Source organism: Paenibacillus sp. YYML68 (genome assembly GCF_027923405.1).
Classification (GTDB): domain Bacteria; phylum Bacillota; class Bacilli; order Paenibacillales; family NBRC-103111; genus Paenibacillus_G.
Genome location: NZ_BQYI01000001.1, coordinates 364,428 through 382,564 on the forward strand (window position 1 = coordinate 364,428; position 18,137 = coordinate 382,564).

Below are 18,137 nucleotides of genomic sequence, written 5' to 3' on the forward strand. Positions count from 1 at the left end.
ATAGCACAATTTGTCCAATCTGTTCGCGTGTTAGTTTTTATGCAACGCTACTGACAGTATATGTCGAAGAGTTTTAAGAAAGTTTGATCAAACTAGGGCTTATTTCATCCAATATCACGCTGTATAATGGGCTTATAGTTCAGTAGTACCACAATCTAGCGTATTTGACCAGCAACTTTATTCAGGAGTGAGAAAGGGGATTGACCGTTAGTGTATGAACATCGACAACTGATCCGACATCTTGCAGCTCGACCCTTGCAAGTATTGCTGCTTGCCGTGGTGGTGCTACTTGGCTTGTATGGAGTGGGGATGGAGCAGGCACACGCCTCGACACCAGCGCTGACTGATTATATGTTCGGCGAACCCTCCAACAGCAAGGGGAACAACAAGGACACGAACACGAATAACAACTTTCGACATTTTACAGCGACGACATATTCGGGCGTCAACTTAACGGATGCGCAGAGGGGCAACACTGCGGTCGTCCGGCCCAATGGCACACAGGATAACTGGAACATTACATATACGCTCGATCTAGACCGTCTAACGTCGGTCATTGATAAGGGCGACCTGCAATTCAAGGTCATCTTCGACGGTCATAGTATCGACGAGACGTGGGATAACGATCTTCTGGAGTATAAGCTGGAGCGAGTGACCTCGAACTGGCAATATATCAAGGTGACTGGCTATGGAGATGAACAGGGTAACGATGAATTCAATGACGTTGAGGGATGGGTTCGGGACATAGACAAGGGCTGGTTCAATCTCGATCCGCTAACGCGAAAAATATTAGTAGGCTTCTACTCCACCGATGGGGAGAAGAGTAATAACCGTACGCAGGTTGAGAACGTTCGCGTGTACTTCAGGGATACGGTGCGACCGTTGCTGAAGAAGGTAACGCCGTTAACTGCGAACGGATCGTACAAGAAGGATAGTAAAATTTCGTTCCAGCTCGAATTCGATGAGCCGGTCAAGGTGAACACGAGCTCCACGATTCCGATGAATACAGGCGGTGCGGCCGTCTACGAGAGTGGCAATTATTCCAATACACTTACCTATTCGTATATTGTCAGAGAAAATGACGATCAATCGAAGCTCGATACGACGATTAATATGCTTAATATCGCGAGCCTTACGCTGAGGGTGCAGGATCTTGGGGGCAATGAGCTGATCGATACCGCACCTGGCTACTCCAACGGCTTGACTGCGAGTGCAATTAAGGCGGACGGCAAGGCGCCGAGCGTGAACAGCAGCGGCATTACGGTGAGCAAGCGGGATACGATGCTGCGATACGGGGACATCATCGAAATTACCGTGCCCTTCACCGAGAACGTGAATGTGAGCGGGCAGCCATCGGCGATTACGCTATGGTTCAATAACGGCTCGTTCGCTACTGCGAAGAGCATTGGCAATAACTTGAGTAGTCTTACGTTCGAATATATCGGAGGAGAGACGGGACAGGATGTGGCCTTGCTCGACTTTGCTTCATCTGGCAGCTTCCTTGGCGGGATGATTACTGACGTGGCGGGTAACCCGCTCGCGAATCAGAGCGTGTCAGGCTTCTCGGCCTTCAACATTGGGGTTGATACGAAGGCGCCGACCATCACCTACACACGCTCTGGCGCCGATACGTATAAACAGACCGAGTCGGTTCGCGTTGATCTGAATGACGGAAGCGGAACAGGCGTAACCGACCTGTTCACCTATCATTGGTCCGCGCAGACCTATGTATCGGACTGGAATGCTGTGACGACGACAGCGGCGCCGGGGACGACCTTGACGTCCCCGACTGGCATGACAGGCACGCAATATTTGCACGTGCGCGCAGCGGACAAGAACGGCAACGTCCGAACCGAGTTCACGCCTGTCAAGCTCGACAACACACCACCTGTAATCCAAGTGAACCCGAACGGGGGGACGGCTTACCAGCAGAGCTACACGGTGTCCCTTCAAGCAAGTGATGGTCATGCGGGTATGGATACTGGCAGTCTGAAGTATCAGTGGATTGCTGATGGCGGCACCGTTAATGAAGGAAGCTGGCGCAGTGCAACACTCGGGGAATCGATTCGCTCGGACTTGACAGGTGCATCGACTGCCGGACAGTGGCGGCTTGCTGTACGGGCGAGCGATCTTGCAGGGAATACGGGCAATATTCAATCCGAGCCGTATACGATTGATCGCACAGGACCGCAGGTGACAGTCACACCGAATGGCAGTGAGACGTACAGTCGAAGCTACAACATTCAAGTGTCCGCCTCTGACCCGGCTGGTATCGGCACGCTTCAGTATCAATGGACCGATAGTGCCGATACGCCGGGATCGGGCTGGCGTTCGACGTCAAGCGGCAGCACGATTACGGGTGAGTCCCACTTCGAGGGCATGTGGTACTTACATCTGATGGCGACTGACTCAGCGGGCAACGTCACGACGACGTACAAGCCGTTCCGATATGACCAGCAGGCCCCAACTGTCAGCTTCTCGCCTGATGGCTCGAGCGCTCCGGCGAAGACGGCGAATCCAACCGTCAATGCGGTAGATGCGTACTCGTCGGTCCAGCTGTACGCCATGTGGAAGCGTCAAGGCGAGTCGGTGCAGGCATCCGATGCAGGCTGGGTGCAGGTGAGCACAGCGAACGTGCCGCTGAACAGCGGCGACGGCTCCTGGGTGCTTCATGTGAAGGCGACGGACAGCGCGGGCAATATGCAGCTGTACGTGAGCTCGCCGTACTTGCTCGATAACACGGCGCCGACGGGCTCGGTTGTTCCGATGAAGGCTTCGACGACATTACCGCAGGCCGAGCTCAAGCTGACAGGCACCGATACAGTCAGCGAGACGGGTGAACTGGAATATACGATTTCGTTGGACGGGGGCAGTCAGTGGAGCAGCTGGCAGCTGTTCACGGCAGAGGTTCCAGTACAGCTTCCCGACCAAGAGGGTACGTACCCAATACAGGTGAAGCTTCGCGATCAGGCGCTCAACGAGAGCAACGTATATACGACTGAAGTTGCGGTAGATCGGACCGCACCAACGGCAGAGGTTCAATATTCAACGACGAAGCCGACGAAGCAGAGCGTCATCGCGACATTGATCAACGTGCAGGACGGGGTTACATCGAGTGCTGATGTGAGGGTCGTCAATAACAACGGCGACATGTCCAGAACGTTGACCGAGAACGGTACCTTCGAGTTCATTATTGAGGATGAGGCGGGCAACCAGCGTACGATCGAGGCGAAGGTAAGCTGGATCTTCGAGGAGGCCGTCAGCATCGGTGTGACGCCAGATGGAAGAGCCACAGCTGCACAGGGGGCCAAGGCTGTCGTGACCGTTACGAACACGGCACCATTCGAGGTAGATCCGAAGCTGGAGTATCAGTGGAGCACAAGCGACCAGCCGTCTAGCTCTGCTTGGAGCGTGGCAGCGGACGGCACGTATAACATCACCGATAAGGTGCGTGTCGACGTACAGCTGGCTAACGGCTCGTACACGTTCGAGCTGAACGGCGGTGATGGGGACTGGTATTTGCACGTACGAGCGTTCGACAGTGATGGTGTGCCTGTTGTGAAGTCGACAGGACGGTTCCTTCTGGACAATACGGCACCGACAGGAAGCGTGGAGCTGGCGCAGCCGATTACGCGCAGCCCGGAGGCGAAGCTGAAGCTGACTGGAGCGGACGATCGGACGATTAACGGTAATCTCGAGTATGCAATATCGACGGACAACGGCACGAGCTGGTCCAGCTGGACGCTGCTGGCTGCTGAGCGTACGGTTGATTTGCCCAATCAGGAGGGCACGTACAGCATCTACGTCAAGCTGCGGGACGAAGCTTCGAATGAGAGTGTCAGCTATCCGGTGCAAGCGATTATCGATCAGACGGCGCCAACAGCTTCGATTCAATATTCGACAACGGAAGCGACGAAGCGCCCGGTGACGGCTACACTTGTAGGCTTGGCGGATAATGTGTCTGCCGCTGAGCGCATTACCGTATTGAACAACAACGGTGAGAAGACGAAGGAGCTTACAGCGAACGGGACGTTCACCTTCGTTCTGGCTGATGAGGCTGGCAACGAGCGTACGATTGAGGCGAAGGTCGATTGGATCTACGAGGAGAACGTCGAGGTGACGATTATGCCTGCCGGTCAGGGGACCGCTGCACAGTCGGTGAAGGCGAGCGTCGTCGTGACGAACAGCTTCCCGGTGCCTGTAGACCCGAAGCTGGAGGTTCAATGGACGAAGGAGAATGCAGCACCGGCTAGTCAAGGCTGGAAGAAGGCCGAGGCGGGCACTTATTCGTTAGATGGCGAAGGTGCCGAGGCGAAGGTAACCATTACAACCGATGAGCACGGTCATCACCTAGAGCTGAGCGGGGTGGATGGAAGCTGGTACTTACACGTCCGCGCCTTCAACAGCGACAATGAACCGACGCTGAAGTCGAGCAGCCGCTACTTGCTGGACAATACGGGGCCGACGGGCTCGGTAGAAGCGGCTGTAGCTGTAACGAAGAGCAATGAAGTGACGATGAAGCTTCAAGCGCAGGACAACCTGAGCACGTCGTCCGAGCTCATGTATACATGGTCGACAGACGGTGGGCTGACGTGGAGCGCATGGGCTGCCTACGACACGGAGAAGACGGTCAAGCTGCCAGATCAGGAGGGCGAGCACACCGTTCTTGTGAAGTTCCGTGATGCGGTCTTGGTTGAGAGTGCGACCTACAGCACGCGTGTGACGATTGACCGCACAGGTCCATCAGCCGTCGTCCAGTACTCGCTTAGCACCTACACCAAGGGCGTGGTAACCGCGACGCTTGCGGACTGGAGCGATAACGTATCGACACCGGATCGAATGAAGGTGACGAATAACGGTGGAGCTGAGGTGAAGACGTTCAGCTCTAACGGAGCCTTCAGCTTCATCCTTGAGGATGAAGCTGGCAATACAACGTCAATCGAAGCGAAGGTAGACTGGATCTTCGAGGAGCTGGTTACGATCAGCCTCGAGCCGAACGGCAGCACAGTGGCTGCCCGCGAGGCGAACGCGGAAGTAACGGTACATAATACAGCACCGATTACGGTGGATGCGAAGTTGCATTACCAGTGGAGTCAACAGGCGACACCTTCTGATCCGAATTGGATCGAGGCTGTGCACGGAAGCAGCAAGACGCTCGCGGAAGGTGTCACATCTCGTGTAGTCGTCAGCGGAGGCAAGCATCAGATTAAGCTTGCTGGAGCGGAAGGAAGCTGGTACTTGCACGTGAAGGCGCTGAACAGCGAAGGGGCACCGACGGTGAAGTCGAGCGAGCCGTATGTGCTTGATAATACGGCGCCGAAGGGCAAGGTGCGTTACAGTCCGGCTACCGCGACGGGCAGCTTAGTAACGGCGTATCTGGAGCTAGAAGAGGCAGCGACGGTCATCAGCCCTGAGAACGGGGCGTTGTTCCGCGTTTTTGATCAGAATGGGGAATACGAGTTCCGCTTCAAGGATGCAGCAGGCAATATCGGGACCGTGAAGGCGGAGGTGACGTGGATTGATCCGTCGCTCAGCACGGCCCATATCAGCTTCTCCACCCGAGAGCTGACGAATAAGCCAGTGCAGGTGACGATCAGCGTCACGGGTGAGCCTGAGCGCAGCATTGCGAGTGTGGACATTCCGGCTGATATGCAGCCGGTGCTGATCGACAGCAAGGCTGCAGCGAATGGCACGGTCACCTCGGTCGTCTACGAGGTAGGGGCGAACGGTATCTTCCACGTTAATATTAGCTATAGTGGCATAGACCGTATAGACCGTATTCCAGTAACGGTCGATAACATCGATCGGGTCGTACCGACTGGCTATGTCACACTCGATAAGCAATCGTGGACGAATGGTCAAGTGATCGCGACGTTGCATGCACAGGATAACGCCGGTGCTGTAACGGTGCTGAACAACGGAGGCCAGTGGACGCGTACATTTACGGATAACGGGCAATTCGAGTTCGAATTCCGCGATGCAGCAGGCAACACGGCCAAGGTGATCGCTACGGTGAGCAACATTGACCGTACAGCACCAGTAGGCACCGTGTCCTACAGCACGATGACGTGGACGAAGGAGCAGGTGACCGCGACCTTGTCCGCAACGGATAATAGCGGCGCAGCCGTCGTCATCGTCAACAACAACGGTCAGGCTGACCGACTGTTCACGGATAACGGCGAATATACGTACATGCTTCGCGACGCGGCGGGCAACACCGCAGAGGTGAAGGCGGTAGTGTCTCAGATCGACCGCGTCGCACCGACGGGAACGCTGAGCTACAGCGTCGACCCTAGCCAGACGACGAATCAAGCGGTCACGGTGACGATTACGCTCAGCGATGCTTCGAATACGGCTCGCGTTACGAATAACGACGGAGCCTTGACGTACACGTTCGAGGACAACGGGGAGTTCGTGTTCCACATCGCCGATGAAGCGGGCAATACCGCGGAGGTGAAGGCGGTTGTGGCCAATATGGACACCATCGCACCTCAAGCGGACGTTCAATATTCGGTCACATCTTGGACGATCGGTAACGTGACGGCATTGTTGAAGCCAAGCGAGCCGGTTCGCGTGCTGAACAATAACGGTTCATTGGAGTACGTGTTTACAGACAATGGAACGTTTGACTATGAGATTGAGGATGAAGCTGGCAACAAGGCGACGATTACGGCCAAGGTTGACTATATCGATCGGACGCCCCCTGCCGGTACGCTCGAGTACAGCACAACGGCTTGGACGAGCAGCAACGTGACGGTCACCCTGCAGCCGCAGGACAACAGCGGCGCATCAGTTACCGTTACGGGTGGGAAGCTGACGCATACATTCACCGATAACGGCGAGTATACGTTCACGCTGAAGGATGCCGCTGGCAATATCGGCACCGTGAAGGCTACGGTGAGCAACATTGACAAGACGGCGCCGACCGGTACCGTATCGTTAAGCACGACCAACAAGACGAATCAGGATGTACTAGCGACGTTAACGGCGCAAGACAGTCAGAGCAAGGCGACGGTCGCGAACAATAATGGCAGCATGACGTATCTGTTCACGCAGAACGGTCAGTTTACGTTCGAGCTCGTCGATGAAGCGGGGAATAAGACGCTCGTACCAGTGACCGTCAGCAACATCGACAAGACCGCGCCTACCGCACAGCTGGTCTATTCGGAGAAGGGATGGACGAAGGGCAACGTACAAGTAACGGTGAAGCCGAGCGAGCCTGTGACCATCGTCAATAATAATGGCTCCGATACGTATACCTTCACGGACAATGGCAGCTTCCAGTTCGAGCTAATCGATCAGGCAGGCAACAAGGCGGTCATTACTGCCGAAGTGTCGAACATCGACCGTACGGCGCCCACGGCTGAAGTGCTGCACAGCGTCCAAGGCTGGACGAACGGCGATGTGACCGCAACCGTCGTACCATCGGACAACAGCGGAGCGCCTGTCATCATCGTCAGCAACAATGGCAAGAGCGATTATGTGTTCCGCCAGAACGGCGAATTTGATTTCGTGCTGCGGGATGCAGCGGGCAATACGGCGACGGTGAAGGTAACGGCTGCCAATATCGATAAGACGCCGCCAACTGGCAAGCTGGTGTACAGCGCCGACGTGCGGAAGAAGACGAATCAGGATGTGACCGCAACGGTAACAGCCAGCGATACACAGTCGAAGGTGCATATCGCGAACAACGACGGCAAGCCGACCTATACGTTCACGGCGAACGGAGAGTTCAAGTTCGAGCTGGTCGATGAAGCCGGCAACGTCGGCTATGCCACAGCGGTTGTAGCCAATATCGATAAGGAAAAGCCGACGGCTACGGTCGAATATTCCAAGCTCGGCCCGGCTCCGACGAACAAGGACGTCATTGTGACGCTGAAGAATGCATCTGAGCGCATCTACGTGACGAACAACGAGCAGAAGACGAGCTATACGTTCACGACGAACGGACAGTTCGCCTTCCAGATCGTCGATGATGCGGGCAATACCGCGGTCATCGAAGCGAAGGTCGATTATATCGACAAGGTCGCACCAGTCGGAACGGTCACCTATAGCACGACCGAGCCTACGCGCGAAGCGGTGAAGGCGACCGTTCAAGCGTCGGAGCCGTTCCAGGTGAGCAACAACCTCGGACGGACCGAGCGTGAGTTCTATCAGAATGGCAGCTACGAATTTATATTAGTTGATGCAGCGGGCAATGTCGGATCGGCTACCGCAGTCGTCGGCAACATCGACCATACGCCTCCGCAGGTGACGGTGACGTACAGTGAGCAGCAGCTTACGAACGGGCCGGTCACGGCAACGGTCGTCTCGAACGAGCCGATCCGGGTGCTGAACAACAGTGGCAGCAGCCAGCTCGTCTTCCGCGAGAACGGTACGTTCACGTTCCTCGTCGCGGATGCTCTAGGCAATGAGACGCGTGTCGATGCAGTCGTCAGCAATATCGACAAGCAGGCACCGCAGCTCGTCCTCGAGCGCACGGGTGAGCTGAGCTTCATCGAGAGCGGCAGCTATCGATTGGATGACTATTGGGCAACGGATGGAACGGATGGCGACCTGACCGCAAGCGTCGTCGTCAGCTACAACGGCTTCGATATCGCCAAGCCGGGCACGTACAGTGTGCAGTACTCGGTAACCGACCGTGCAGGCAATACGACGACGGTCTCGCGCAAGGTAACGGTGATCGGCAAGAATGAGAAGCGTCTGTTCGTGAACGGTACGGCAGTGGGTACAGAGGCTCTGATCATGAAGGGAGCCAAGCATACGTTCCAGCTCGTCAATGGCGAGGGTGCAGTGTCGATCAAGTGGAAGAAGGGCAAGGTCGATCACGGCGGCATGAAGGCGGGTGCGACTGAGCTGGCAGGCACGGAGTTCACAGCAGCATCGTCCGGCTGGTATACGTTCTACGTGCAGGACCAGGAGCGGAAGTCCTATCTCGTGCACCTGTACATCAGCTCATTGTGATGATGAGGCAATCGGAATGGCTTAACCTATGGGAGGCAGTATGAATAAATGGATGAGAAGGACGATCGCAGCGGCTGGCAGCTTCGCGCTCCTGCTGGCAGCGCCGCTCCAGCAGTGGGCGTACGCGGCAGCGGAGACGAACGGCCCGTCGATCGTCAAGGTGAACAACGACTACGTGCAAGTAGACATTAAGCGGGACAACGGTCGCTTCAGCATCAAGAACTTGCTGGGCGACTCCACCCGCCCATCGGACAACGATGCTCCGCTGCTGTATAAGGATAAGGAGCCGGAGACGTCGTTCGCGACGTTCCGGGTCGGAGGCAAGGACTACATCTACGGGAACCCTTACGGGTTCCTGAATATGAGCGGCACGTTCAGCGAGCTGCCTCAGACGACTGGCGGCGTGAACACGTCGGTGTGGAACGTCGGGGCGATTAGCATCAGGCAGACGCTGGAGGTCGTGAGTGATGTGAACCATCCGAACGTTGGTAATGTGCGTGTTCGCTATGAGGCGAAGAACAACGGCTCGCAGCCCGAGGCGATCGGAGCGCGCATCTTGCTGGACACGATGCTCGGCACGAACGACGGTGCAGGCTTCATGGCTGGCGGTAGCGGTCAAGATATGACGAAGGAGCAGCGTCTGACCGGCAGTCAAATTCCTGCCTATTGGCGCAGCGTCGATAACAAGTTCAATCCGGCGGTGTTCGGCTACGGACTTGTGAGCGGCTGGGGCAATGAGAAGCCGCATGAGCTTGTGTTCGGTCATTGGAACAAGCTGTCGGAGACGAAGTGGGACTTCACACCGGATTCGACGCTCGATTTTACGAAGACGGGCAATCCGTATGGAACGGCAGACAGTGCGGTGGCGCTGTACTGGAATCCGAACAGTCTTGCTCCAGGCGAAAGCCGCGTCTATGAGACGTACTACGGCGTCGGCAACTTCATGGCATCGGCGGGCTCGCCGTATCGTCTGCAGACGTTCGCTCCGACGCAGCTGACGGTGAATGAAGCGAAGGATGGCTATACGGAACAGGAGTTCGAGATTAAGGTCGAGATGGACAACACGCAGTCAGGCGCGAGAGCGCTGACGAACGTGACGGCAGGACTTATTCTGGAGGACGGGCTATTGCCTGTTACGGGGCAGCCGCTGCAGCAGACGACATCGGCCGTCGCTGTGAACGGAAGCCATACGTTCACCTTCAAGGTGAAGGCCGCTCCGCAAAGCACCTATACGGTCAAGGAGTATCGCATCGATGTGAAGGCAGATGAGTATGCGGAGGCGGTATCGGGCGGCGGGTTCATTATGCTGCCAGGCATCGCGGGAACACCGCCTGCTGTTCAGTTCGAGAAGATTGGACCGGAGACCGTGTACAAGGAAGGCACGCGGTATATGACGGTGAAGGGTCAAGGCTTCGACGTGCTGAAGGACTTGTCACGGTGGGAGCTGTGGCTCGAGCAGAAGACGACGGGGGAGAAGACGCTCATTCCGGCCCGAGCCATTACCGTGTCGAGCGATACCGACCTGATGGTGAAGGTAGAGGGTGAATATGAGACAGGCGAATACCAGTTCGTGCTGAAGCATGAGTTATTCGGCACGCTGCGAGCCGGTCAGATGATTACGGTTAGCGATGATACGAAGTATATCGGGCAATATTACGGTCTGCTCGTCGTTCGCAAGACGGTCGCTGCGGGGGAGGACCCGGTATACAGCCTCGTCTCGCTGGACGGTGAGGAGGCGCTTGAGAAGCTGAAGGAGGACCTTCCAGCCTCAGACAGCATCGTGCTGGAGATTCGCGGCGATATTATGGAGCGGACGGAGGACGGTCAGACGCAGTATGTCGTCGGAACGGAGAAGAACGCGGCCGAGATCAATTCGGTCATCGAATACAAGGGCAAGCCGCTTACGCTCGTCAAGCAGCAGGCGGACAGCACTCATATTAGCGATTATATTGAGATGACGGGCGACGGCTCCCTGCGAATATCGGATGGCGGCATGGAATTCTGGAAGTACGAGTTCGCGCTGGAGCTGAAGGATGGCGAGGACTACTCGCTTGATCCGCAGGACGATCAGGAGCCGGTCACACTGGAGCTGACAGGTCTTGGCAAGGCGGTCAAGATGATCAGCGGCTTCGCGATCGAGATCAACGACGTTATTCTTCAGGAGAAGGCGCTGTCGTTCTCCGGCTTGATGGCGTTATCGTTCTTGCCGGGAGGCAAGTCCAAGTATACGGAGCTGAAGGAGCAGCATTGGGGCACCGAAGGCAACGGCAAGGGTGGTGATCTGGGCAAAATGGATGATAGCCTGTTCAGCTTCTCGGCCTCTGTAGACAGCGTGTTGTACGGGGAGAAGGACGATGGTAAGGTCGGTTTCGTTGGAATCGATACGACCGCATCGCTCCAGCTGCCGGAGGACTTCCTCGGCGGGTTCATCAAGAGCAAGAAGTCAGCCTCTCTTACGATCAACACAATAGACAACATCTACGGTGTCGATTTGGAAGCGGAGATCAAGGTCATTGAGTTCCATGGCATCTTGACGATTGCAATCGTCGAAGGCAGCCCGACGATCGACGACTTGTTCATCTCCGCAGGCGGGGAGCCGGGTATTATGATCTCTCCTGCTGTGTTTCTGACGAAGCTCGGCGGCGGTGTGGAGGATTTCAGCTCGGCATCGGACGGTCCAGGCAAGATCGTCGTACAGGCGGCACTGAAGTTCGCGAAGGTGCTGGAGGGTGATTTTATACTGAAAATATCGTGGTTCGGCTTCACGCTGACCGGTGAGCTGGCGATCGCGAAGCTGCCGTTCCTCAAGGAGGTGTCGGTCGATGCCCGATGGGCAGCACCGGCTAAGCTGGAGCTGAACGCGGCGCTGAACGTGCTCGATATTGTGATCGGTCAAGTCTACGTGTACATCTCGGGAGAACGATTCGAGGGCTACGCCAAGGCGGGGCTGATTATTCCGAAGTTCATCCCGATTGCAGGCGGCAAGACGCTGGCTGGCATTGAGCTTGGGGTCAGCTCGGAGAGCATCTGGGGCGCGATCGAGATCATCGGCATCCCGATCGGTATCCGCTACTATTGGGGACGCGGCGTTGAATTCATCGATGCGGAGGGCAATGTGAGCTTGCCGCCGGGCATGTACACACAGCTGACGAAGGCGGACAACGGTGAGCCGGTCTATATGGTATTCGGGGGCAACATTCGCCGTACAACGGCTGACCCGAATCGCAAGGAGACAGCGTACATGCTCGCATCCCGCAGCGATATTGCACTGGCCGAAGCGATGCAGCTGCTCGCAGCAGGCGTCCCGGCGAACGAGCATACGATTCCGGTGACCGACCAGCCGATGGCGCTGTTCAAGGTTAATTACACGGGCGAGAAGCCGCAGCTGCAGGTGTTCCGTCCAGACGGCACGGAGCTTCCGCTCATTGCCGAAGGTCAGCCGAACTCGAACTATCTCGAGCAGACGGTATCCGCAGCAGAGAGCACGAGCGGTCAAGAGGAGAAGTGGCTGTACGTATCGGTGCAAGCTCCGGAGAACGGCGGCTGGCGCATTCAATCGAGCAGCCCGGTGACGGTGGAGGGCTTCGAGGTCGACCCGGTGCCAGTGCTCGACACAGTCGGTGCGACGAAGCTGAACGAGCGCGAGCTTCAGGTCAATTGGATGGCGACGAATGCGGATCAGGCGAAGGTGACGATCTCGCTCGTGACGGACTATGAGCAGGCCGGGGTCGTGCTGGCGGACCAAGTCGATGCGACTGCAGGACAAGCAACGGTCACGGTACCTTCGGACACGATGAGCGGACCATATTACGTGCGTGTCTCGATGTCTGACGGTCAGTATGGGCACGACTTGAAGTTCACCGAGCTGCTTACGTTGACGGACCCCGATGCTCCGGCTTCGATCACGGGCCCACAAGTAAGCTTATTCGGAGACGGGAAGCTGGATGTGACGTGGACGCCGAGTCCGACTAGCGGCGTAACGAGCTACATTGTCGAAGTATTCGATGAAGCCGGCGCGCGCGTCGAGTCGCAGGGCGAACAGGTCGTCGACCCGTCGGAGCCGGGCGTCATTATCGGCGGTCAATACAAGTCGAAGACCGGCGAGACGCTAGGTCTGGCTCCAGGTCATAAGTATAGGGTGGGCATTACGGCAGAGCGCAAGACAGACGACGGCGCCTCCCACTATAGCGAGACGGTGCTCTCGGAGCTGATCGAGCTGCCGGTGCCGAACCCGGCGGAGCTGACGGTAACGATGGGCGAGCCATTCAAGGCGCTCGATGCGGGCAATGGCAGCATCGAGTATGTGGCGAACCAGAGCCTTGTGACGCTCGACTTCAAGGCTGATCAGAACGTGCGGACCCGAGTGAAGGTGAACGGGGCTGAAGTGGACTTCAAGGAGGGCGAAGAATGGTCCATCTCCTTGCCTGTCAGCGATGGACAATATCGGGTTGAGTTCTTGTCGGTGAACGACCAAGGCGACTCCTCCAGCAAGACGGTGCAATTCGCCGTCGATACGGCAGCGCCTCTGCTGCTCGTCGAGCCGGGTCACACAGCTGCAGAGCCTGGTGTGCTGCTGGTGTCAGGCAAGACGGATCGCGAAGCGACGCTGCGTCTTGAGGGCCAGGCAGAGCCGGTCGTCGTGAGTCAGGACGGCAGCTTCACGGCGAGAGTCGAGATGGGTGCACAGCAGTCCAAGGAGGTCAGGCTGACGGCCGTAGACCGAGTCGGCAACGAGGCATCGTTCAGCTCGGAGCTCGTCAATACGACGCTGAAGCCGCTGGCTGAGGTGAAGCTGAAGCCTTATCAGGAGCTGATGAAGCAAGGCGATGCCCAGACGTTGACGCTGGCGGGTAAGGCAGCGGACGGCAGCGACGTACAGCTTCATGCGGCGAGCATCAAGTGGAGCCTCTTGATGGGCTCATCGGTGGCAAGTGTGACGGAGGACGGATATGTGACCGCGACCGGCACAGGCAAGGCGCTCGTTAGAGCGGCTTACTACACGACGGACAGCTTCGCCTTCGAGGATGTCGCTGTGATCGACGTGAAGAGTGAGACCGTAACGGTCGATCCTCAGCTGCCGGCACCGCCGCCTGACAACGTGCCGCCTCCACCGAGTGGTGGTGGAGGGCCGATAGATGGGTCGTTGCAGGAGCAGCTGGAGAAGTCGCTCGAGGCACTGCTGGCCGAGCTGATCAACAAGGACAATCGCTTGAAGCTTGTCGGCAGCTACAAGCTGGAGCCGGGCAGCACGAAGATGTTGCCGCTCGGGGAGTACGGCACCTTGACCGTGCCGGACGGTGTGCTCCAGCAGGACGACGCGATCGCGGTGTCGCAGCTGCTCGATGATCAGGCGTACAAGGCGGCGGGGGCGCCGCACGTGTACCACGGGCCGCTGTTCAACCTTCGCTTCGCGCATGCAGAGCCGCGACTCGAGCAACCGCTGAAGCTGGAGCTGGCTTATGACGCGGCTCAAGTGACGGATGTGGAGCAGCTTGGCTTGTACCGCTACAACAGCAGGCTGGGCAAGTGGCAGTATGTTGACGGCGTCGTTCGCAGCAGCAGTAAGACGATCACCGCTGAGGTCGATCAGCTCGGCACGTTCGCCCTCATCGAGAACAAGGCGATGCAGCGGATGGAGGATATGGGCGGACGCTGGTCCGACAAGTACGTGAAGACGCTGCGCTCGCTCGATATCGTCGATGGCGTGGAGCGTGACGGCAGCGCGTACTTCGAGCCGCAGCGCGAGATTACGCGTCTCGAGTTCACGAAGCTGCTCGTCTCCGTCATGTCGAGCATGGGTGTGAAGCCGACGACGACGGACGGCTCAGCAGCGGATGCATCGTTCGCTGACTGGTCCAGCATCCCCGAGTGGGGACGCAGCTACGTGCAGGCCGCTTACGCCAATGGCTGGGTCAGCGGCACGGATAGTGACGCTGGAGTCATCTTCGATGCCGACGCGTCGATCTCACGCGCACAGGCTGTGACGATGCTCGGACGCACGATGAGCGGCGCTCCGAACACCGAGGTGAGCTTCGCGGATCGCGCAGACATCCCGTCATGGGCACAGCCGCACGTCGGAGCGCTGGTGAAGAGCAAGATCGTCTCGGGCTACCCGGACGGCTCGTTCCAGCCGAGCGGTCTCATGACGCGCGAGGAGGCGGCGAAGGTCATCGCCCAGTGGCTGGACAAGGCATCGTTTGAGTAGAGAATGGCGGTGGGTGAGCTTCGGCTTCGTCCGAATTGCTTGCATCGTATAGGAAGTAGATAGAGCCTGCCCCGTTAGCCGAGCATTCGGCGCGGGGCGGGCTTTGTTTGTGAGGTGAGCTCGTAAATATCCGTGGAGACTTGAGAAGTATACATATCCCATTTCAATATGGAATAATAAGAGACATGGAAGAATTCTAGTTTTCTACACAAAACTGTAAGACGGGAGTTGAAGCTTTGCAGCTTATTTTATTTCTAGTGGTGCTCTTTCTTGTTGTCGTTTTCTTAGCTGCAAGGTGCTTCAGTGGCAATTTCTCAAAAAACAAACTCGAAAATTATGGGCTATTGTTATCGCTTACGTTGAGCACTCGTATACTGGAACGCGCTTATTTCACAGCGATATGGTGTATCGTCGGTGGAATGGTCCTGGTATGGTTGTCGGTGTTGTTCTTCAGAACGAAGCACTAATAAAAAACTCACCTCCAAGCCCGCTAAACTGGTATGATAGAAGGTACATATACAGAACTTCAGACAGCTGCAGGAGGCCCCGCGACGAATGACTCTCAATATCTACATATCCGCCTTGCTCATCGTGACAGCCTGCTGCTCGCTATATATTGCTTATCTGGCCTGGAAAAGACGCGAGTACCCGGTGTCGATCGGCTTGTTCTTCGGCATGTGGGTCGGAGCGCTGTATGCGTTCGGCTACGCCTTCGAGATCGTCAGCTCGAATCTGGAGATGATCCGCTTCTGGCTGCGCGTTCAATATATCGGCATCTCGTTCGGCACGCTCGTCTGGTTCATCATGGTCATCCAGTATACGGGACGCAGCACATGGCTGCGCAAGTGGACGATCGCCCTGCTGTCCATCGTGCCGCTGGCCACCTTCATCAGCCACAATACGAACGAATGGCACCAGCTGTTCTATGCAGACATGACGCTCGATTACTCGGCAGGCTTCCCGCTCGCCGCCCTGACGCCCGGTCCGTTCTACAAGCTGCATGTCGCCTATTCGTACACGTTGTTCGCGATCGGTATGTGCTTGCTCTTCGTCATGCACCGGAGCGTGGCGGCTTCGATGCGGCGGCAGGTCGTCACCATGATGCTCGGCTCATGCGCGCCGTACGGCATTACGCTCATTTATTTAAGCGGCGTGCTGCACACGCCCATCGACATCTCCCCGTTCGGCTTCCTGCTGTCGGGTATCTTCTACATCTGGGGCATCTATCAATACAACATGCTGAAGCTCGCGCCGCTGGCTCTAGAGAAAGTATTCCAATCGATGAAGGACGCCGTTGTCGTTCTCGATATGGAGCATCGGGTGACGAGCTTCAATGTGGCAGCAAGAGACACCTTCGAGTCGCTGCGGCACAAGCGAGCGATCGGGCAGTCTGCTTCAACGGTGTTCGACACGTACACAGAACTGCGAGCGCTTCTACACGAGCCTCCGCCGCAGGAGCGGGTGCTGAAGCTAGTCACGCCCAAGGGTCTGATCTATAGCCAGGTGCAGGCGTCGTGGATCTACGACAGCCAGCAGCATCCGGCGGGCAAGCTCGTCATGCTCAGCGACGTGACGGAGGCGGTATCTGTGAAGGAGACGCTCGTCAACAATGCGCGGCAGCTTCAGGAGCTCAATGCGTTCAAGGATCAAATGTTCACTGTCGTCGCACACGACATCCGCGACCCTCTCGCTCTGCTCGTCAGCCTGATGGAGGTGCTGAAGGACGAGCTGGGGACGCATGAGGACAATGAGGTAGACATTGTGCAAGAGATGGATCGGCAAGTTCATAATACGTTCTCGCTCGTAGAGAGTCTCCTTGACTGGTATCGGAGCTTGAAGGGCGAGCTGATGTTCAACCCGTGCGATTGGAATTTGCAGCAGGCGGTGCAGCATAATATCACGATGCTTCAGGTTCACAGCGCCGCGAAGCGAATCGCCATTACGGCGGACGTCCCCCGTGACTTGTCTGTCTATGTGGACAAGGAGATGCTGAACCTCATCATCCGCAATCTGCTGTCCAATGCGGTCAAGTTCACGGGTGAGGACGGACATATTCAGCTGACGGCGAAGCTAGTGACTGCGGACAGCGTGTGTGTATCGATCCGGGACTCTGGACAGGGCATTGGTCCCGAGCAGGCGGAGAGGCTGCTTAAGGAGGCATACACGGTCTCCTCCAGCGGTACGGCTGGTGAGCGCGGGGTCGGTCTTGGGTTGACGCTGTGCCGAGAGTTCGTTCGTATCAATGGCGGTGCGATCTGGTTCGAGAGTGAGCCTGCTCATGGTACGACGTTTCATTTCACTATGCCGGTAGCTCATCGAGGGGCGCCGTCACATTCAACAAGGAGCGACGAACAATGAAGGCTATACTAATCGACGATGAGCGTGCGATGCATTTGGTGATGAGGCATATGCTGAAGAGTCTGGGAGGTGTTCAGGTAGTCGGGAGCTTCTGGGAGGCGGCTGAGGCTTATACGTTCCTCCTTCGGGAGCAGGTGGACGTCATCTTCTTGGATATTCATATGATGGGTGAGAGCGGTCTTCAGCTGGCCAAGAGGCTTCGAGAGAGTGGAGTGCAGGCGAAGCTCGTATTCGTTACCTCATACAAGGATTACGCCTTACCCGCCTTCGACGTCTACGCTTATGACTATATCGTCAAGCCGGTGACCCAGCAGAGACTGAGCTCGACGATCGAACGTCTGCGGATGGAGCTGACGAGTAGTAAGAACGGACCTGACCTCGAGCTGGAGCTTGGTGAGGTTGAGCCGCTGACGAAGCGAGAGAGAGAGGTGCTGCAGCTCATGAGTGAAGGGCTGTCTAATAAGGAGATTGCGGACAAGCTGGAGTTGTCGGAGGGTACAGTGAAGAATCACGCCGTCCACATCTTCAGCAAGCTGCAGGTGAAGAACCGGGTACAGGCGATCGCCATCGGCAGGAAGCTGATGCAGATCAAGTAGCAGACGAGCAAGCA

Annotated in this window: 4 protein-coding genes; all 4 read left to right on the top strand. The window is 56.9% G+C overall.

Translation table 11 applies throughout. The features are described from left to right. The first annotated feature begins 210 nt into the window (after positions 1 to 210). The 4 genes from PAE68_RS01665 to PAE68_RS01680 all read left to right on the top strand — a co-directional run bounded on the left by PAE68_RS01665 (position 211) and on the right by PAE68_RS01680 (position 18,123). The gene (locus tag PAE68_RS01665; protein ID WP_281883441.1) at positions 211 to 8,964 is read left to right on the top strand and encodes an Ig-like domain repeat protein; all 8,754 of its coding nucleotides are present in this window, start codon (positions 211 to 213) and stop codon (positions 8,962 to 8,964) included. A gap of 40 nt (positions 8,965 to 9,004) precedes the next feature. Then, positions 9,005 to 15,169 (top strand): S-layer homology domain-containing protein, encoded by a 6,165-nt coding sequence (locus tag PAE68_RS01670; RefSeq protein WP_281883443.1) that lies wholly within the window; start codon positions 9,005 to 9,007, stop codon positions 15,167 to 15,169. A 555-nt stretch (positions 15,170 to 15,724) separates the two neighbouring features. Further along, positions 15,725 to 17,527, top strand: a complete 1,803-nt coding sequence (locus tag PAE68_RS01675) for a sensor histidine kinase (protein ID WP_281883446.1) — start codon at positions 15,725 to 15,727, stop codon at positions 17,525 to 17,527. Further along, positions 17,524 to 18,123, top strand: coding sequence for a response regulator transcription factor (locus PAE68_RS01680; protein WP_281883447.1), 600 nt, complete (start codon positions 17,524 to 17,526; stop codon positions 18,121 to 18,123). The genes PAE68_RS01675 and PAE68_RS01680 overlap by 4 nt, the downstream gene beginning before the upstream one ends. Positions 18,124 to 18,137: the final 14 nt, after the last annotated feature.

Coding starts and splice junctions, on each gene's coding strand:
- PAE68_RS01675 (WP_281883446.1), top strand. CDS start 15,725: ATGACTCTCAATATCTACATATCCGCCTTGCTCATCGTGACAGCCTGC.
- PAE68_RS01670 (WP_281883443.1), top strand. CDS start 9,005: ATGAATAAATGGATGAGAAGGACGATCGCAGCGGCTGGCAGCTTCGCG.
- PAE68_RS01680 (WP_281883447.1), top strand. CDS start 17,524: ATGAAGGCTATACTAATCGACGATGAGCGTGCGATGCATTTGGTGATG.